The organism is Paraburkholderia sp. 32, assembly GCF_050435345.1.
GTDB lineage: Bacteria > Pseudomonadota > Gammaproteobacteria > Burkholderiales > Burkholderiaceae > Paraburkholderia > Paraburkholderia tuberum.
Genome location: NZ_JBNDKD010000003.1, coordinates 3,443,440 through 3,461,827, shown reverse-complemented (window position 1 = coordinate 3,461,827; position 18,388 = coordinate 3,443,440). Strand labels below are relative to the sequence as shown.

Sequence of the window (18,388 nt, the reverse complement as noted above, 5' to 3'; positions counted from 1 at the left end):
GGCTGGTGCGTCGTCGATGCGTTCAGTGTCAGCCGCGCTTCATTTCATCGAGCGCGAGATTGAGCTTCAGCACATTCACGCGCGGCTCGCCGAGCACGCCGAACTGGCGCCCCGTCGTGTAGCGCTCGACGAGCGCCTGCACGTCGTTCGGCGCGAGGTGACGGGCCTGCGCGACCCGCTCGAGCTGATACGCGGCCGCGGCCGGACTGATCTCCGGATCGAGCCCGCTGCCCGACGACGTGACCAGATCGACCGGCACCGGCTTCGACATGTCGGTGCCCGCCGCCTTCAGCGCCGCGAGACGGCCCTTGATCTCGTCGAGCAGCGCGGGGTTGTTCGGCCCGAGGTTCGAGCCGCCCGAGCTTTGCGGGTTGTACGGCATCGGGCTCGTTGCCGACAGCCGGCCCCAGAAGTACCGGGGCGCGTCGAACTGCTGGCCGATCAGCTGTGAGCCGACCACCTTGCCGTTCTGCTCGATGAGGCTGCCGTTGGCCTGTTGGTGGAACGCCGCCTGGCCGAACGCGGTCATCACGGCGGGATAGGCGAGTCCTGTGATCGCGGTCAGCACCGCGAAGATCACTATCAGCGGACGGAACAGATTCTTCATGATGGGTCTCTTTCCCTTTTCATCACTTCTGGTTGTGGCGTAATGACGCGCTGCGCGCTCAAACCCAACCGAACGCGGCGAGCACCATATCGATCAGCTTGATGCCGATGAACGGCACGATGATCCCGCCAAGGCCATAGATCAGCAGATTGCGACGCAGCAGGATCGCAGCGCCTAGCGCGCGATAGCGCACGCCCTTCAGCGCCAGCGGAATCAGCAGCACGATGATCAGCGCGTTGAAGATCACCGCCGACATGATTGCCGAGGTCGGCGTCGCGAGATGCATCACGTTCAGCGCGTTCAACGCCGGATACGTCGACGCGAACGCGGCCGGGATGATCGCGAAGTACTTGGCGACGTCGTTGGCGATCGAGAACGTGGTCAACGACCCGCGCGTCATCAGCATCTGCTTGCCGATCTCGACGATCTCGATCAGCTTGGTCGGATTCGAATCGAGATCGACCATATTGCCGGCCTCTTTTGCCGCCTGCGTGCCGGTGTTCATCGCGACCGCGACGTCGGCCTGCGCGAGCGCGGGCGCGTCGTTGGTGCCGTCGCCGGTCATCGCGACCAGACGCCCTTCGGCCTGATGCGCGCGAATCGTCGCGAGCTTCGTTTCGGGTGTCGCCTCGGCAAGGAAGTCGTCGACGCCCGCTTCGGCCGCGATCGCGGCGGCGGTCAGGCGGTTGTCGCCCGTCACCATCACGGTCTTGATGCCCATCTTGCGCAGCTCGGCGAAGCGCTCCTTGATGCCGCCCTTCACGACGTCCTTCAACTCGATCACGCCGAGCACGCGCGCGCCCTGCTCGCCTTTCTCGGCGACCACCAGCGGTGTGCTGCCGCGTCGCGCGACATCGGCGACCGCGTTGCTGACTTCATTCGGGAAACGGCCGCCGTTCGCTTCGACATAGTGCTTGACCGCATCGGCCGCGCCCTTGCGGATTTCACGGCCATGAGTCCCGTAGGGAGTCCCTTGCGGAGACAGATCGACGCCGCTCATGCGGGTCTGCGCCGTGAACGCGAGAAACACCGCGTGCAGCGAGGCCATATCGCGCTGACGGATATTGAAGCGCTGCTTCGCGAGCACGACGATGCTGCGGCCTTCCGGCGTTTCGTCGGCGAGCGACGACAGCTGCGCGGCATCGGCAAGCGCCTCTTCGGTCAGACCTGGCGCCGGCAGAAACTGCGACGCCTGGCGGTTGCCGAGCGTGATCGTGCCGGTCTTGTCGAGCAGCAGCACGTCGACGTCGCCGGCCGCTTCGACGGCACGGCCCGAGGTCGCGATCACGTTCGCCTGCATCATGCGGCTCATCCCGGCCACGCCGATCGCCGACAACAGGCCGCCGATCGTCGTCGGGATCAGACACACGAGCAGCGCGGCGAGCGCGGTGATCGTCACCACGTGGCCCGCTTTCGCGGCTTCGACGGAGAACATCGAGAACGGCAGCAGCGTCGCGGTGGCGAGCAGCATCACGATGGTCAGCGCGACGAGCAGGATGGTGAGCGCGATTTCGTTCGGCGTCTTCTGACGCTTCGCGCCTTCGACCATCGCGATCATGCGGTCGAGGAACGCCTCGCCCGGATTGGCCGTGACGCGCACGACGATCCAGTCCGACAGCACCCGCGTGCCGCCCGTCACCGACGAAAAGTCGCCGCCCGATTCGCGGATCACCGGCGCCGATTCACCGGTGATCGCCGATTCGTCGACCGAAGCGACGCCCTCGATCACTTCGCCGTCGGCCGGGATCACGTCGCCGGTCTCGACCAGCACGACGTCGCCACGGCGCAGATCGGTCGCGGTCGTGATGCGGATCGGCGACTTCGGATGCGGCTCGTTGAGCTTCTTCGCCATCACGTCTCTCTTCGCGCTGCGCAGCGACGCGGCCTGCGCTTTCGAGCGGCCTTCGGCGAGCGCCTCCGCGAAGTTCGCGAACAGCACCGTGAACCACAGCCATAGCGTGACCGCGAGGATGAAGCCCGCGGGCGCCTCGGCCTGACCGCCGAGCGCGGCGATCCACAGAATGGTCGTCAGGATGCTGCCGACGTACACGCAGAACATCACCGGGTTGCGAAACTGCGTGCGCGGCGTGAGCTTTTTAAAGGAGTCCACGATCGCCGGGCGCAGCAGCGCCGGGTCGAACATGGACCGGGTAGCGTTATGTTCAGTCATTGAATCCTCGAATGTCCGTGGGCGCTTGCAGGCTTGCCGCGTGCGAGCGCCTGTTCGGTCGCTGGTTCGCGGCCGTGGGTCACTGCCGTGGGTCAGTGCGCGCCGATCATCATCAGATGCTCGACGCCGGGACCGAGCGCGAGCGCCGGGACGTAGGTCAGCGCGCCGACCAGCAGCACCGTGCCGAGCAGCAGCACGACGAACAGCGGTCCGTGCGTCGGCAGCGTGCCGCCGGTGACGGCGATGCGCTTCTTCGCGGCGAGCGAACCGGCGATCGCGAGCACCGGCACGATCGTGCCGAAGCGGCCGAACCACATCGCGATCGCGGTGAGCCAGTTGTAGAACGGCGTATTCACCGTGAGACCCGCGAACGCGCTACCGTTGTTGTTCGCCGCCGAGCTGAACGCATAGAGGATCTCGGAGAAGCCGTGCGCGCCGGGGTTTGCGATGCCGGCCTTGCCCGCCGCGCTGAGCACCGCGATCGAGGTGCCCACCAGCACGAGCAGCGGCGTGAGCAGCACGACGATCGACACCATCTTCATCTCGTAGGCCTCGATCTTCTTGCCGACATATTCAGGAGTACGCCCGATCATCAGTCCCGCGACGAACACCGCGAGCAGCGCGAACACGAGCATCCCGTACATGCCGGAACCGACACCGCCGAAGATCACTTCGCCGAGCTGGATCAGCAGCATCGGATACAGGCCGCCGAGCGGCGTCAACGAATCGTGCATGTTGTCGACCGCGCCGCACGAAGCCGCCGTCGTCGCGACCGTGAAGATGCCCGACTGCGCGATGCCGAAGCGCGTTTCCTTGCCCTCCGCATTGCCGCCCGCCTGCAGCGCGTTCGCCGACTGGTCGATGTTGAGCGCCGTGAACGCGGGATTGCCGCTCTGCTCGGCGCTGATCTCGCCGAACACGCAAACGCCGAACGCGATCGTCATCGCCGCGAGCACCGCGACGCCCTGCCGCCGGTCGCCGATCACGCGGCCGAACACGAGCGCGAGCGCCGCCGGGATGATCAGGATCGAGATGATCTGCACGAAGTTCGAGAACGGCGTCGGGTTTTCGTACGGATGCGCTGAGTTGCCGTTGAAGAAGCCGCCGCCGTTGGTGCCGAGCATCTTGATCGCTTCCTGCGACGCGACCGGGCCCATCGCGATGGTCTGCGTCTTCACGGGCGTGTCGAGCGTCACCGGATCGCCCTTCGCGTCCTTCACCGGATTGCCTTGCGCGTCGAGCTTCGGCGCGGCGTAGGTGGTGGTCTGCAGCGTCGGCACCTCCTGATATGCCTTGAAGTTCTGGATCACGCCCTGACTCATCAGCAGTGCGGCGATGATCGCCGCCATCGGCAGCAGGACGTACATCGTCACGCGCGTGATGTCGACCCAGAAGTTGCCGATCGTCTGCGCGGTATGACGCGCGAAGCCGCGCATCAACGCGAACACGACGACGATGCCGGTCGCCGCCGACAGGAAGTTCTGCACGGTCAGGCCGAGCATCTGCGTCAGATAGCCGACGGTCTGCTCGGGCGTGTAGTCCTGCCAGTTGGTGTTGGTCACGAAGCTGACCGCGGTGTTGAAGGCGCTGTCGACCGACATCGCGCCGAACTGCTGCGGATTGCCGGGCAGCCACCCTTGCACGCGCAGCAGCACGTACAGGAACGCCACGCCGAGCACGTTGAACGCGAGCGTGGCGACCGCGTAGTGCCTCCAGCCCATTTCCGCCGCTGGATCGACGCCCGCGATACGGTAAAGCAGCCGTTCGAGCGGCGCGCCGAAGCGCACCACGCGCGAACTGCCGTCCATCACGGCGCCGAGATAGCTCGCCATCGGCACCGCCGCGGCCAGTAGCACGACGATAAAAAGACTCGCCTGCAGGACATCGTTCGTGTTCATTCAATGTCCTCCGCGCGCAGCAGCGCATACACGAGATATACGAACAGCAGCGCGGTGGACGCGCCGGCCAGCCACAGCATCCAGGTCATCAGCGCGCTCCTTGTCCGCGGCGCAACTGCATCAGCTTCTCGCAGCCGCCGATCAGCCCAAAGGTCAGCAAGGCAAACAGCGCCAGGCCCCCGACATACAGCACATCCATTCTCGTTCTCCATTCACGGACTTTGGATGGATAGAACGGTATGCCGATCGGCCTAAAGGGCTGGTCAAAGATCGCGGGGTGGGCGTAAAAATCGCGTAAACGGACAAGGCCGTTTCATCTCGCGATGAAACGGCCCTGATGGATGACGTGCAGCGCAGCCCGAGGCCGCGCTGCCACTTCTTTACGGCAGCAGGATCGTCGACCCCGTCGTGCGGCGCCCTTCGAGGTCCGCATGTGCCTGCCCGACGTCCGGCAGCGCATAGCGCTGATTGATGCTGGTCTTGACCTTGCCCGAGCTCAGCACGTCGAACAGCTCGGCTGACATCGCCTCGTAGTCGCTGCGTTTCGCCATATAGGTGAAGAGCGTCGGTCGTGTAAAGAACAGCGAGCCGCGTCCCGCGAATTCCGACGAATCGATCGGCGGCAGCGGACCCGACGCGTTGCCGAAGCTCACGAACAGGCCGAGCGGCGCGAGACAGTCGAGCGATTTTTCGAAAGTGTCCTTGCCGATCGAATCGTAGACGACCGGCACGCCCGCGCCGTTGGTGATCTCGCGTACGCGCTTCGTGAAGTTCTCGCGCGTATAGACGATCGCGTGATCGCAGCCGTGCGCTTTCGCGATCTCGGCTTTCTCGTCGGAACCGACCGTGCCGATCACCGTCGCGCCGAGCGCCTTCGCCCACTGGCACACGAGCAGGCCGACGCCGCCCGCTGCGGCCTGAATGAGGATCGTGTCACCGGTCTTCACGCGATACGTGCGGCGCAGCAGATATTGCGCAGTCAAGCCTTGCAGCATCACCGACGCGGCCTGCTCGTCGCTGATCGCATCGGGCAGCTTGACGACCAGCGCGGCCTGCAGCACGCGCTCCTGCGCATACGCGCCGGGCGGCCGCGCGACATACGCGACGCGATCGCCGACCTTCAGACCGGTCACGCCCGAGCCCACCGCGCTGACCTCGCCGGCCGCTTCCATGCCGAGCCCGCCCGGCAGCGGCAGCGGATACAGACCGGTGCGGAAATACACGTCGATGTAATTGAGGCCGACCGCCGTCTGGCGAATGCGGATCTCGCCCGCGCCGGGCTCGCCCACCTCGAGGTCGACCCATTTCATGACTTCGGGGCCGCCGGTTTTGTCGAAACGGATTGCCTTGACCATCACGTCTCCTTCATCTGTCATCTGTATGGATGTGGGTGCGGCGACGCGCGCGCTCACGCCTCGCCGGACAGGCGCAGCGTCAGCACGTCGAGCACCATGCGGGCGGTCGAAATGTTCGTCGCGCACGGAATGTTGTGCACGTCGCACGCGCGCACTAGCGCGTTGATGTCCGGCTCGTGCGGCTGCGGCGTCATCGGGTCGCGCAGGAAAATCACCATGTCGACGCGCCCTTCGGCGAGCTGCGCGCCGATCTGCAGGTCGCCGCCGTGCGGGCCCGACAGCATGCGCTCGACCGTCAGGCCGTGCGCGTCGCTGATGCGTCCGCCGGTGGTGCCAGTTGCGACGATCTCGCAGCGCGCGAGCGTGTCGACGTATTCGCCGGCCAGTTTGACGATGTCGTCCTTCTTGTGATCGTGCGCGATCAGCGCAATGCGGGTGCTCATGACGTAAGACTCCTCAAACCGTTGTGATTATCGTTGTTGGGATGTGACGGGTGTCGTTCGCGCGCGGCGGCTCGGTACGTGCCTGCTCAGTACGTACCAGCTCAGTACGTACCGGGATAGGCGCCGCCGTCGATCAACCAGTTCTGCCCGGTGATGTAACCCGCGTGCGTGCTGCACAGGAACGCGCAGGCGCGGCCGAATTCTTCGCGATTACCGAAGCGGCCGGCGGGGATCGTCTTCATGCGCTGCTTGCGCGCTTCGTCGATCGAAATGTTGTGCGTCTTCGCCTGCGCCTCGAATGTGACCGCGATACGGTCGGTATCGAACAGGCCCGGCAGCAGGTTGTTGATCGTCACGCCGGTCGGCGCGACCTTGCGCGCGAGCCCCGCGACGAAACCGGTCAGGCCGGAGCGCGCGCCGTTCGACAGGCCGAGCACGTCGATCGGCGCCTTCACCGCCGAGCTCGTAATGTTGACGATGCGCCCGAAGCCGCGCGCGCTCATCGTGTCGATGGTCTGACGGATCAGCTCGATCGGCGTCAGCATGTTGGCTTCGAGCGCGCGGATCCAGTCCTCGTGCGTGAAGTTGCGGAAATCGCCCGGCGGCGGACCGCCCGCGTTGTTGACGAGAATGTCCGGCTGCGGGCAGGCCGCGAGCGCGGCCGCGCGCCCTTCAGGCGTGGTGATGTCGCATGCGACGGTCTTCACCTCGACGCCGCTCTGCTTGCGGATCGCCTCGGCGGTCGCTTCGAGCGTTTCGGCGGTGCGCGCGACGATCGTCAGGTCGACGCCCTCGGCGGCGAGCGCTTCCGCGCAGCCGCGTCCCAGACCTTTGCTCGCCGCGCAAACCAGCGCGCGGCGTCCTGCGATTCCCATGTCCATGTGTATGCCCTCGTGGCGAAGTTTCCCCAGATTCTAGAAGAATCGGTGCCGGACTGTGCCGCGTCGCTACAATCTCAGGTATCGCCGGGCGGTACTCTTTCGGTAAACTCGCGCGGTGGCGCGCTTTTCCACCGTTCGTCCGACCTTCGAGCGCGGACTGAGCCAACTGATGAGCGCGCCGAACCGATCCACCTTGCCGCCGCGCGCGAGCCCGCCATGACCCAGGACAGCCGTTTCCCCAATCTCTTCATCCTCGATCACCCGCTGATCCAGCACAAGCTGTCGCACATGCGCGACCGGGACACGTCGACGCGCACGTTCCGCGAACTGCTGCGCGAAATCACGCTGCTGATGGGCTACGAAATCACCCGCAACCTGCCAATGACCACGCGCCGCATCACCACGCCGCTCGTCGAGATCGACGCGCCGGTGATCGCCGGCAAGAAGCTCGCGATCGTGCCGGTGCTGCGCGCGGGCGTCGGCATGTCGGACGGCCTGCTCGAGCTGGTGCCGTCGGCGCGCGTCGGCCATATCGGCGTGTATCGCGCGGAGGATCATCGGCCGGTCGAATACCTGGTGCGGCTGCCGGACCTCGAAGACCGCGTGTTCATCCTCTGCGATCCGATGGTCGCGACCGGCTACTCGGCCGTGCACGCGGTCGATGTGCTCAAGCGCCGCAACGTGGCGGCCGAGAACATCATGTTCCTCGCGCTCGTCGCCGCGCCCGAGGGCGTGCAGGTGTTCCAGGACGCACACCCGGACGTCAAGCTGTTCATCGCGTCGCTCGATTCGCATCTGAACGAGCATGCGTACATCGTGCCGGGCCTGGGCGACGCGGGCGACCGGTTGTTCGGTACGAAGAACTGACGCGCCGGGGGCCAGCGGGGGTGGCCTGGCGATGCCGCCGCCCCGGAACCGGCCCCGCTTTCGCCCGCATCCGGCCCCCCCGGCGACAGATCCGCACCGCCTCCATTCATTTTCGCGTCGATTTCATTGCATTTGCGGCCGGTTTCGCGGCGCGGCCCCCTCTGCCGCACCCTCGCGGCATGATAAAATTCGCATCCGCTCGACGGAGCGGCTCGACCCGCACGATCACTCGCACCACCGCCTGCAATTTCGACTGGCGCCCCGCGCTTTCGCATCAGGTCATGCGGCGCCTGGCCGCGCAAGCTGCCCCGCTCCACCGCGCTGCCGCCCTGCGGCTGCGCCTGGCCGGCCGATCATGCACGAACCGGCACGAACGCCCACCGGCGGGCAAGCGCGGAACGACGCGCGGGAACGGCCAGGCTGAGATCGGCGGCACAGGTGGCCGCCTCGACGGGCCAACACGAGCGACAAGCACGAGCGGCCGGCAGCCTTTCACCTGACGGATTGACATCGAGGCGCAACACGCAAGGCGCCCGACATCGCAACGACAATTGCACTATGCGTGCGCCCCGCTGGCGCGCGCGACGGAGAAAAGTATGGCGGGTCATTCGAAATGGGCCAACATCAAGCATAAGAAAGCAGCGGCCGATGCCAAGCGCGGCAAGGTCTGGACGCGGCTCATCAAGGAAATCCAGGTTGCGGCCCGTCTGGGCGGCGGCGAAATCGACTCGAACCCGCGTCTGCGGCTCGCGGTCGACAAGGCGTACGACGCCAACATGCCGAAAGACAACATCAACCGCGCGATCCAGCGCGGTGTCGGCGGCGCGGACGGCGCGAACTACGAGGAAATCCGCTACGAAGGCTATGGCATCGGCGGCGCGGCGGTGATCGTCGACACGATGACCGACAACCGCACCCGCACGGTCGCGGAAGTGCGTCACGCGTTCTCGAAGAACGGCGGCAACATGGGCACCGACGGCTCGGTGTCGTTCATGTTCGATCACGTCGGCCAGTTCCTGTTCGCTCCCGGCACCGCCGAAGACGCGCTGATGGAAGCCGCGCTCGAAGCGGGCGCCGACGACGTCGTGACGAACGAGGACGGCAGTATCGAGGTGCTGTGCCCGCCGAACGATTTTTCGAAAGTGAAGGCTGCACTCGAAACGGCGGGCTTCAAGGCCGAACTGGCCGAAGTCACGATGAAGCCGCAGACCGAAGTCGAATTCACCGGCGACGATGCCGTGAAAATGCAGAAGCTGCTCGACGCGCTGGAAAATCTGGACGACGTGCAGGAAGTCTATACAAACGCGTCGATCGCCGGCGAGTGATGGCGCGCCGGGCTCTGGCATCGTTTGCCCTTGCTGTTGATGGTTTATTGCACGGCTGAGCACACCGCTCGGCCGTTTATGGTTTTCAAGTCTCGGGGATTCACATGAAGTTACTCGTCGTCGGTTCCGGCGGTCGCGAACATGCGCTGGCATGGAAGCTCGCGCAATCGCCGCGGGTCCAGCTCGTCTACGTCGCGCCGGGCAACGGCGGCACCGCTCAGGATGAGCGTCTGCTCAACCTTGACATCACCGAGCCGGCCGCGCTCGCTGATTTCGTCGAAAAAGAACAGATCGCGTTCACGCTGGTCGGGCCGGAAGCGCCGCTCGCGGCAGGCATCGTCAACCTGTTCCGCTCGCGCGGTCTGAAGATCTTCGGGCCGACCAAAGAGGCCGCCCAGCTAGAAAGCTCGAAAGATTTCGCCAAAGCGTTCATGAAGCGCCACGGCATCCCGACGGCCGAGTACGAAACCTTCGCCGACGTCGCCGCCGCGCACGCGTATCTGGACGCCAAGGGCGCGCCGATCGTGATCAAGGCCGACGGCCTCGCCGCCGGCAAGGGCGTGGTGGTCGCGCAAACGCTGCAAGAAGCGCACGCCGCGGTCGACATGATGCTGTCGGACAACAAGCTCGGCGACGCCGGCGCGCGCGTCGTAATCGAGGAGTTCCTCGCCGGCGAGGAAGCGAGCTTCATCGTGATGGTGGACGGCAAGCACGTGCTCGCGCTCGCGTCGAGCCAGGATCACAAGCGTCTGCTCGACGGCGACCAGGGCCCGAACACGGGCGGCATGGGCGCCTACTCGCCCGCGCCGATCGTCACGCCGCAGCTGCATGCGCGCGTGATGCGCGAAATCATCCTGCCGACCGTGCGCGGCATGGAGAAGGAAGGTATCCGCTACACCGGCTTCCTGTACGCGGGCCTGATGATCGACGCGCAAGGCAACCCGAAGACGCTCGAATTCAACTGCCGGATGGGCGACCCCGAAACGCAGCCGATCATGGCGCGTCTGAAAGGCGACTATTCGAAAGTGGTGGAACACGCGATCGCCGGCACGCTCGACACCGTCGAGCTCGAATGGGACCGCCGCACCGCGCTCGGTGTCGTGCTCGCCGCGCACAACTACCCGGACACGCCGAGGAAGGGCGACCGCATCAACGGCATTCCCGCCGAAACCGCGGATTCAGTCACGTTCCACGCCGGCACCACGCTGACGGACGGCAAGCTGACCACCTCGGGCGGGCGCGTGCTGTGCGTCGTCGGTCTCGCGGATTCGGTGCGCACCGCGCGGGCGGCCGCGTACCACACGATCAACCAGATCGCGTTCGACGGCATGCAGTACCGCCGCGACATCGGCTATCGCGCGCTCAACCGCAAGCACGACGGCAAGTAAGCTTCGCTAGCGCTGGACGCCGTGCGGGCGGCGCACTGCCGGTGCCACAGGCGCCGCCGTGCGGGCACGTTACACGACGCGCGCTACACTGAATCTGTCCCGCTCGTCGCGGCAGACGGGCCCGGAGCCCGCGAATCGACTGAAGCGGCAAGCCGCCTCTGATGTTCGCCTCCGGCAACCAGGCAATCCGAACCAGCGGTCCAAGTTCGCAGACACCCGGCGCGAACGCGGCCATCGCTTTCTTTCGAAGAACCCGCGGCACGACGAGCGTGCCGCCCCAGCACCTGCATTCATGAGCAATTCGAGCTACGACGCACAAGCCGTGCGCAGCTGGCTGCAAGGCCTGCAATCGCATATCGCGGACACGCTCGGCGCCTTCGACGGCTCCGCGTTCGCTACCGACGCGTGGCAGCGCGCGCCCGGCGAGAAGCTGCGCGGCGGCGGCGTCACGCGGATTCTCGAAGGCGGCCAGTTCTTCGAGCGCGCGGGCATCGGCTTCTCGGACGTCGCGGGCGACGCGCTGCCGGGCTCGGCAAGCGCCGCGCGGCCGCAACTGGCCGGGCGCGGCTTCGAGGCGATGGGCGTGTCGCTCGTGCTGCATCCGCACAATCCGCACTGCCCGACCGTGCACATGAACGTGCGCCTGCTCGTCGCGACGAGGGAAGGCGAAGAACCGGTGTTCTGGTTCGGCGGCGGCATGGACCTGACGCCCTACTACGGCTACGAAGAGGACGCCCGGCAGTTCCATCAGGTGTGCCGCGACGCGCTCGCGCCGTATGGCGCGGATCTGTACCCGCGCTTCAAGCGCTGGTGCGACGAGTACTTCTTCCTGAAGCACCGCAACGAGCCGCGCGGCATCGGCGGGATTTTCTTCGACGATTTCTCGGCGCCGGGCTTCGAGCAATCGTTCGCGATGCTCAAAAGCGTCGGCGAAGGCTTTCTCAAGGCGTACCTGCCGATCATCGAGCGGCGCCGCGACACGCCGTACGGCGAAGCCGAGCGCGCGTTCCAGGCTTACCGGCGCGGCCGCTACGTCGAGTTCAATCTGGTCTTCGACCGTGGCACACTGTTTGGGCTGCAGAGCGGCGGACGCACCGAATCGATCCTGATGTCGATGCCGCCCGTGGCGAACTGGCGCTACGACTGGCACCCCGAGCCGGGCACGCCGGAAGCGCGTTTGTACAGCGATTTCCTCGTGCCGCGCGAGTGGGTATGACGCGCCACCTGTCTCGCTTACGGTCACGACAAAGGACCCTCACCTGAAGCCGAACGCTCACCCTGTCGCCCTGCCTCGCCGGATCGGTCTGCTGGGCGGCACATTCGATCCGATCCACGACGGCCACCTCGCGCTTGCGCGGCGGTTCGCCAACGTGCTGCGGCTGACCGAACTGGTGCTGCTGCCGGCCGGCCAGCCGTGGCAGAAAGCCGACGTGTCGCCCGCCGAACATCGGCTCGCGATGACGCGCGCGGCGGCCGCGTCGCTCGCGATCCCCGGCGTGACGGTACGCGTCGCGACCGACGAAATCGAGCACGATGGCGCGACCTACACGGTCGAGACGCTGCAATGCTGGCGCGAGCGCGAAGGCGACGACGCATCGATCACGCTGCTGATCGGCGCGGATCAACTGGTGCATCTCGACACATGGCGCGACTGGCGGCGCCTGTTCGAGCTCGCGCATATCGGCGCGGCCACGCGGCCCGGCTTCGACCTCGCGTCGGTCGCCCCCGCGGTCGCCAAGGAAATCGCCGCGCGCCGTGCGCGCGCCGACGTGCTGCAGGCCACACCCTGCGGCCATCTGCTGATCGACACGACGCTCGCGTTCAACGTATCGGCCACCGACATTCGCGCGCATCTGCGCGAGCAGGTCAACCAGCGGCTCGCCCACGCGGGTGCGGGCGGCACAAGCCAGGATCGGGCCGCGAGTCACGTCCCCGCCGCGGTGTGGGACTATATTCTTCAACATCATCTGTACCACCGGTAACTCCATGGATATTCGCAAACTGCAACGCGTAATCGTCGACTCTCTCGAAGACGTCAAGGCGCAAGACATCAAAGTGTTCAACACCAGCCACCTGACCTCGCTGTTCGATCGCGTGATCGTCGCGAGCGGCACGTCGAACCGGCAAACCAAGGCGCTCGCGTCGAGCGTGCGCGAAGGCGTGAAGGAAGCCGGCGGCGAGATCATCAGCACCGAGGGCGAGGATATCGGCGAATGGGTGCTGGTCGATTGCGGCGACGCGATCGTGCACATCCTGCAGCCGGCGCTGCGCCAGTACTACAACCTCGAGGAAATCTGGGGCGACAAGCCGGTGCGCATCAAGCTGTCGACGCCGAATCCGTTCGGCGGCGCGCGCGCAAGCGAGCCCGACGACGAGGAAGACGAGGAAGCGCCGGCCGCGAAGCCCGCGCGCAAGACCACGGCGCGCCGCAAGTAAGCGGGCCGTGTCGGGCACACCGCTACTGTCCTCGCGATGAAACTGCATATCCTCGCCGTCGGCCACAAGATGCCGGACTGGATCGCGACCGGCTTCGACGAATACGCGAAACGCATGCCGCCCGAGTTGCGCATCGAACTGCGCGAGATCAAACCGGAGCAGCGCTCGTCGGGCCGTTCGGCCGAAAGCGTGATGGCCGCCGAACGGCAGAAGATCGAAGCCGCGCTGCCGAAGAACGCACGCATCGTCGCGCTCGACGAACGCGGCAAGGACTGGACCACGATGCAGCTCGCGGGCGCGTTGCCGGGCTGGCAGCAAGAGGGCCGCGACGTGGCCTTTCTGATCGGCGGCGCGGACGGGCTCGATCCCGAGCTGAAGGCACGCGCCGATATGATGCTGCGCGTGTCGAGCCTCACGCTGCCGCACGCGATGGTGCGCGTGCTGCTGGCCGAACAGCTTTATCGGGCGTGGACCATCACGCAAAATCATCCGTATCATCGCGCGTAGGTGCTGGAGCCTCGCGCGGCGACGCCTGGCAACGATTCGTTGCTGCTGACGCGTCGCGGGCGCTCAGCTCCATACGCTTGAGCGTATTGCGGCTGCTTCATGCGATGATGCGCCCGACGCGCCGTGCATCGATGCCGCTAGTGGATGCAGCGCATCGATCGGATCACCGGGTCAACCTCGCCCCGCTCATTCTTCCACGCCCACCCGCGCTCACCACCCCGCGCCATCCGTTTCCCGCTCCATCGAGACCCGTTCATGCCAACGCCCTCCGCTTCGCTGCATCCGTTCGTCTACCTCGCCTCGCAAAGTCCGCGCCGCCAGGAGCTGCTGCAACAGCTCGGCGTGCGTTTCGAATTGCTGCTGCCGCGCCCCGATGAAGACGCCGAAGCGCTCGAAGCCGAACGGCCCGGCGAACACGCGCGCGACTACGTGCAGCGCGTGTGCATCGCGAAGGCGCAGGCGGCCCGCGCGCGGCTCGTCGACGGCGGTCACGAGGTGCGGCCGATACTCGTCGCCGACACCACCGTCACGATCGACGACGCGATTCTCGGCAAGCCCATCGATGCCGGCGATGCGGTCGCCATGCTCACACGTCTCGCGGGCCGCACGCACGAAGTGCTGACCGCGCTCGCCGTGATCGATGCCAACGGCGCGCTGCTGCCCGCGGCGTTGTCGGTCTCGAAGGTGCGTTTTGCTGCAGTGCACGCAGACGCGTTGCGTCGCTACGCGACGAGCGGTGAGCCGCTCGGCAAGGCGGGGGCGTATGGCGTGCAGGGACGCGCGGCGGAGTTTATCGAGCATATAGACGGGTCCTATTCGGGTATTATGGGTTTGCCGCTTTTTGAAACCGCTGCCCTCCTGCGTGCAGCGCGCATCGACTTCTAGAACAACACCATGAATGAAGAAATCCTGATCAATGTCACGCCGCAGGAAACGCGCGTCGCGCTCGTTCAACAGGGCGCCGTCCAGGAACTTCATGTCGAACGAACGCTGTCGCGCGGCCGCGTCGGCAATGTCTATCTCGGCAAGGTCGTGCGCGTGCTGCCCGGCATGCAATCGGCGTTCATCGACATCGGCCTCGAACGCGCCGCGTTTCTTCATGTCGCCGACATCTGGCATCCGCGCATCGCCGGCGAAGCGCAACATCAAACACCGCATCAGCCGATCGAAAAGATCGTCTTCGAAGGTCAGACGCTGATGGTGCAGGTCGTCAAGGACCCGATCGGCACCAAGGGCGCGCGGCTGTCCACGCAAGTGAGCATCGCCGGGCGCACGCTCGTGTATCTGCCGCAGGAGCCGCACATCGGCATCTCGCAGAAAATCGAAAGCGAAGCCGAGCGCGAGGCCGTGCGTGCGCGTCTGACCGCCGTGCTGCCCGCCGACGAGAAAGGCGGCTACATCGTGCGCACGATCGCCGAGGATGCGACGAGCGAAGAGCTCGCAGCCGACGTCGCGTATCTGCGCAAGACGTGGGCGACGATTCTGTCGCAGGGGCAGCGCATGCCGCCCACCAGCCTGCTCTACCAGGATCTGAATCTCGCGCAGCGCGTGCTGCGTGATTTCGTCAACGATGACACATCGCGCATCCAGGTCGATTCGCGCGAGACGCATCAGATGCTCGCCGATTTCGCGACCGAGTTCACACCGGCGGTATCGTCGAAGCTGCACCACTACACCGGCGAGCGGCCGCTATTCGATCTGTACAACATCGAGGCCGAGATTCAGCGCGCGCTATCGCGTCGCGTGGATCTGAAGTCGGGCGGCTACCTCGTGATCGACCAGACCGAGGCGATGACGACGATCGATGTGAACACCGGCGGCTACGTCGGCGCGCGCAACTTCGACGACACGATCTTCAAGACCAACCTCGAAGCCGCGCATACCATCGCGCGGCAACTGCGGCTAAGGAATCTTGGCGGCGTGATCATCATCGATTTCATCGATATGGAAAACGTCGAGCATCGCGACCAGGTGCTAGGCGAATTGAAGAAGGCGTTGTCGCGCGATCGCACGCGGGTGACCGTCAATGGTTTCTCGCAACTCGGGCTCGTCGAGATGACGCGCAAGCGTACGCGTGAGTCGCTCGCGCATGTGCTGTGCGAGCCTTGCCCGATTTGCCAGGGCAAGGGGCAAGTGAAGACTGCGCGCACGGTGTGCTATGACGTGTTGCGGGAGATTTTGCGCGAGTCGCGGCAGTTCAATCCGCGCGAGTTTCGCGTGGTCGCTTCGCAGCAGGTGATCGATCTGTTTCTCGAGGAAGAGTCGCAGCATCTGGCGATGCTGATCGATTTCATCGGCAAGCCGGTGTCGTTGCAGGTGGAGTCGAATTTGAGTCAGGAGCAGTACGACATTGTGTTGATGTAAACCTTTCTAGCCTTATCCAGAAAGGCTTTCCGTCCATAAATCGCGTCAAAGAAGGAAGCTGGTACCCATCTAGGTACCCATTTGGGCCTTGGTAGCGCGCCAAGTGACGCCTAATTACGTATCGGCCCGCCATGCTGCCGCCGCATCAACCCCGCGCTGAGGATGATCTCCGCCTTGCTTGTGGATATTCGGGCAGCGCTCCGGCACCTATGGTGAGCGCCATGCGCATTCACAACACGAACCGCATAGTCGCTGCGGTTTCGATGGCTGCTCATTCCCACTGCATTGTATTGTCTTTCTTGTGGGGATCGCCCATATCTGCATCTGCGTTTGATAAGCACACCTACTACAGGTGGCCGACCGATGGTGGCATCACGCCCGAGCAGGCGACGGCAATGCTATCCGTCATGCGAAGTGCGTTCGCGTCGTAGAAGTCATGCGCCGCTAGCAACGCGGCCGCCTCGACGGTCTCAGTTCGCATAAGCCGCGGACATAAGTTGAGCTGCGGGGCGAATGTCCGAGATGGGTCGCGTGCTGCCGGTCGTAGTCGTGCAAGGCCAAAGCAAATATGCCAATCGCATGAGGCGGCACCCGGCCAGAACCTGCCGTTCAGCGAGCGGGGACACCTGCCGGTGGAACGGCTGCACTACTCCGAAACCTGACGGACGCGCTACGCGCACAATTCGGCCGATGCCGACATGGCTGCGCTTGCCGCGGTGCGCCACTTGTGCCCGCCGACCCGCGCCGATTATCTCGGCATCAGGTTCTGACATAGGGTGCTAACTCGGGTTTGGCACTCTTCGGATAGGCGATGCGCGCCGATGGATTGCGCTTCGCCATGGTTTCGTCGCGCATGTATTCCATGATTTGCGCAACGTCCTCCTTCGATTTCCCCAACTTCTTGGCGAGATACTTTTCCATGTCGTAGGTGGATTGGCGCTTGGCCATGCGGGCGCGCAGAAACGCACGCAGGACTGGACAAAAATCCGGCAAAGCGTCGCCAACCAGCCACATGTTGAGGTTTTCCGGGGATCGGAAGTCCAGCTTGTCGCCGCCGATCGAGGGATCCTTGGCCAGTTGATCGAAGAGGAAGGTCCACAGATTGGTCTTGCCCTTCTGCCAGGGTGCGATGCTGGCGAATATCGTCGCCTCCTGGTACGCCGGCACCGTCTGGATCACGCCCGCACTGATCATGATGTACCACTGCAGGCGGTGGGTGTATTCGCCGTGTTCCGGGCCAGCACCGACATCTTTCCAGTGCTGTTTCAGCGCCAGCGATTCCTTGAATACATTCCCGAAGACAAAACCGCCATAGTTCGGGAGCCGGTCGCCGACAACGACGAATCCGTGTTTGCGCTCGAACGCGTCCAGCGAGGCAGTCAGAAGTTTGGAGAAGTCCCGGTCCTTGTCCGGCTGAGCTTTTTTCGTTGCGTAGGCCGTCTGCTGTTGATCGAAGTGCTTGATTGCGCGTGATTCGGCGAAAAAAGTCTTGTTTATCCGGTTCGTCATGTCCGCATCCAGCGCGATCAATGCGTTCTGAACGGACGGTGTACCCGTGATCGTTGTCTGCGAGCCGCAAGAGAGATAGTGGCCCATCCTCACGTAGTCGGCAAAATGGGGGGACACGCTCAACAACTGGTCGTTCACCTTCAGGTCCTTGCCATCGAAGGCGTCGGTCAGTTCCTTGCGAATCTCGTCAAGCCTTTTCATCTTGATCCTCCACAGGATAGCAACAACGAACACGCCGGCCGGCGGTGCCGGAACAGCATCTGGTTTTGACGCCCGCACCGGATGCGTTCCCGGCGCACACTTGTTCGCGAGCGCGCGATACGCCACGGAATGAGCGAACCGTGGTGCCGAAACCAACGTACCTTGCCGCCCGGCTGGCCTGGTCCTCTACTTCGAGACTTGCAGACCGAACAGGGCTTGATCCCCTGGAAACGCACTTCGCCGGAGCGCGAAGCCCTGTCGATTGCCCAGAGCATTGGATGAATGCTATATGTTGATCCGACGATGTCAACGTTTCCGAATGTCGTTGAACTGTCTTGCGGCGTGAGTAGGTAGGTGCCTTTCACTCCACGCATGCGACCGGGCGTGATCGGCTCAGACAAGTTCTCCGAATGTCAGCAAAGGCCGAAGTGAGCAGC

The 18,388-nt window shown here is 64.8% G+C and carries 19 protein-coding genes; 9 read left to right on the top strand and 10 right to left on the bottom strand.

What is annotated here, in order from left to right; genetic code table 11:
* Nucleotides 1-28 precede the first annotated feature (28 nt).
* The 8 genes from kdpC to OKW26_RS38750 form a co-directional block, all read right to left on the bottom strand.
* Nucleotides 29-607 (bottom strand): potassium-transporting ATPase subunit KdpC, encoded by a 579-nt coding sequence (gene kdpC / locus OKW26_RS38785; RefSeq protein ID WP_429356868.1) that lies wholly within the window; start codon nucleotides 605-607, stop codon nucleotides 29-31.
* Between the two features lie 58 nt (nucleotides 608-665).
* Nucleotides 666-2,777, bottom strand: coding sequence for a potassium-transporting ATPase subunit KdpB (gene kdpB / locus OKW26_RS38780; RefSeq protein WP_184059370.1), 2,112 nt, complete (start codon nucleotides 2,775-2,777; stop codon nucleotides 666-668).
* 92 nt (nucleotides 2,778-2,869) lie between these two features.
* Nucleotides 2,870-4,675: a potassium-transporting ATPase subunit KdpA gene (kdpA, locus tag OKW26_RS38775; RefSeq protein ID WP_429356867.1), complete on the bottom strand. Its 1,806-nt coding sequence runs from the start codon at nucleotides 4,673-4,675 to the stop codon at nucleotides 2,870-2,872.
* On the bottom strand, nucleotides 4,672-4,764 hold the full coding sequence (kdpF, locus tag OKW26_RS38770; protein WP_013088901.1) for a K(+)-transporting ATPase subunit F: 93 nt from the start codon (nucleotides 4,762-4,764) through the stop codon (nucleotides 4,672-4,674). The genes kdpA and kdpF overlap by 4 nt, the downstream gene beginning before the upstream one ends.
* Nucleotides 4,764-4,874 carry a hypothetical protein gene (locus OKW26_RS38765; protein WP_018419977.1) on the bottom strand — a complete coding sequence of 37 codons (111 nt, stop codon included), beginning with the start codon at nucleotides 4,872-4,874 and terminating at the stop codon, nucleotides 4,764-4,766. The genes kdpF and OKW26_RS38765 overlap by 1 nt, the downstream gene beginning before the upstream one ends.
* Before the next feature lie 181 nt (nucleotides 4,875-5,055).
* On the bottom strand, nucleotides 5,056-6,030 hold the full coding sequence (locus OKW26_RS38760; protein ID WP_429356866.1) for a quinone oxidoreductase family protein: 975 nt from the start codon (nucleotides 6,028-6,030) through the stop codon (nucleotides 5,056-5,058).
* A gap of 53 nt (nucleotides 6,031-6,083) precedes the next feature.
* Entirely contained in the window at nucleotides 6,084-6,473 is a 390-nt protein-coding gene (locus OKW26_RS38755; protein ID WP_013088898.1) for a methylglyoxal synthase, read from the bottom strand.
* 101 nt (nucleotides 6,474-6,574) lie between these two features.
* Nucleotides 6,575-7,354, bottom strand: a complete 780-nt coding sequence (locus tag OKW26_RS38750; RefSeq protein WP_090803723.1) for an SDR family oxidoreductase — start codon at nucleotides 7,352-7,354, stop codon at nucleotides 6,575-6,577.
* Nucleotides 7,355-7,570: 216 nt separating this feature from the next.
* Between OKW26_RS38750 and upp the strand changes: the two genes are divergently transcribed.
* The 9 genes from upp (at nucleotide 7,571) to rng (ending at nucleotide 16,241) form a co-directional block, all read left to right on the top strand.
* Complete coding sequence (upp, locus tag OKW26_RS38745) at nucleotides 7,571-8,221, top strand: uracil phosphoribosyltransferase (protein WP_026225693.1); 651 nt, start codon at nucleotides 7,571-7,573, stop codon at nucleotides 8,219-8,221.
* 596 nt (nucleotides 8,222-8,817) lie between these two features.
* Nucleotides 8,818-9,546 carry a YebC/PmpR family DNA-binding transcriptional regulator gene (locus OKW26_RS38740; protein ID WP_018419973.1) on the top strand — a complete coding sequence of 243 codons (729 nt, stop codon included), beginning with the start codon at nucleotides 8,818-8,820 and terminating at the stop codon, nucleotides 9,544-9,546.
* A gap of 104 nt (nucleotides 9,547-9,650) precedes the next feature.
* Nucleotides 9,651-10,934 (top strand): phosphoribosylamine--glycine ligase, encoded by a 1,284-nt coding sequence (gene purD / locus OKW26_RS38735; RefSeq protein ID WP_429356865.1) that lies wholly within the window; start codon nucleotides 9,651-9,653, stop codon nucleotides 10,932-10,934.
* A 292-nt stretch (nucleotides 10,935-11,226) separates the two neighbouring features.
* Complete coding sequence (gene hemF, locus OKW26_RS38730; protein WP_429356864.1) at nucleotides 11,227-12,150, top strand: oxygen-dependent coproporphyrinogen oxidase; 924 nt, start codon at nucleotides 11,227-11,229, stop codon at nucleotides 12,148-12,150.
* Between the two features lie 43 nt (nucleotides 12,151-12,193).
* Nucleotides 12,194-12,916 carry a nicotinate-nucleotide adenylyltransferase gene (locus tag OKW26_RS38725; RefSeq protein ID WP_429357170.1) on the top strand — a complete coding sequence of 241 codons (723 nt, stop codon included), beginning with the start codon at nucleotides 12,194-12,196 and terminating at the stop codon, nucleotides 12,914-12,916.
* Nucleotides 12,917-12,920: 4 nt separating this feature from the next.
* Nucleotides 12,921-13,370, top strand: coding sequence for a ribosome silencing factor (gene rsfS, locus OKW26_RS38720; RefSeq protein WP_187610991.1), 450 nt, complete (start codon nucleotides 12,921-12,923; stop codon nucleotides 13,368-13,370).
* A 36-nt stretch (nucleotides 13,371-13,406) separates the two neighbouring features.
* Entirely contained in the window at nucleotides 13,407-13,877 is a 471-nt protein-coding gene (rlmH, locus tag OKW26_RS38715) for a 23S rRNA (pseudouridine(1915)-N(3))-methyltransferase RlmH (protein WP_233800415.1), read from the top strand.
* Nucleotides 13,878-14,132: 255 nt separating this feature from the next.
* On the top strand, nucleotides 14,133-14,762 hold the full coding sequence (locus OKW26_RS38710; RefSeq protein WP_429356863.1) for a Maf family protein: 630 nt from the start codon (nucleotides 14,133-14,135) through the stop codon (nucleotides 14,760-14,762).
* Nucleotides 14,763-14,771: 9 nt separating this feature from the next.
* Nucleotides 14,772-16,241 (top strand): ribonuclease G, encoded by a 1,470-nt coding sequence (rng, locus tag OKW26_RS38705; protein WP_429356862.1) that lies wholly within the window; start codon nucleotides 14,772-14,774, stop codon nucleotides 16,239-16,241.
* A 346-nt stretch (nucleotides 16,242-16,587) separates the two neighbouring features.
* Here rng and OKW26_RS38700 read toward each other — a convergent pair whose 3' ends face one another.
* Nucleotides 16,588-16,722: a hypothetical protein gene (locus OKW26_RS38700; RefSeq protein ID WP_429356861.1), complete on the bottom strand. Its 135-nt coding sequence runs from the start codon at nucleotides 16,720-16,722 to the stop codon at nucleotides 16,588-16,590.
* 278 nt (nucleotides 16,723-17,000) lie between these two features.
* A complete protein-coding gene (locus tag OKW26_RS38695) occupies nucleotides 17,001-17,951 on the bottom strand; it encodes a LirA/MavJ family T4SS effector (protein WP_429356860.1) in 951 nt (316 codons plus the stop codon).
* Nucleotides 17,952-18,388 lie beyond the last annotated feature (437 nt).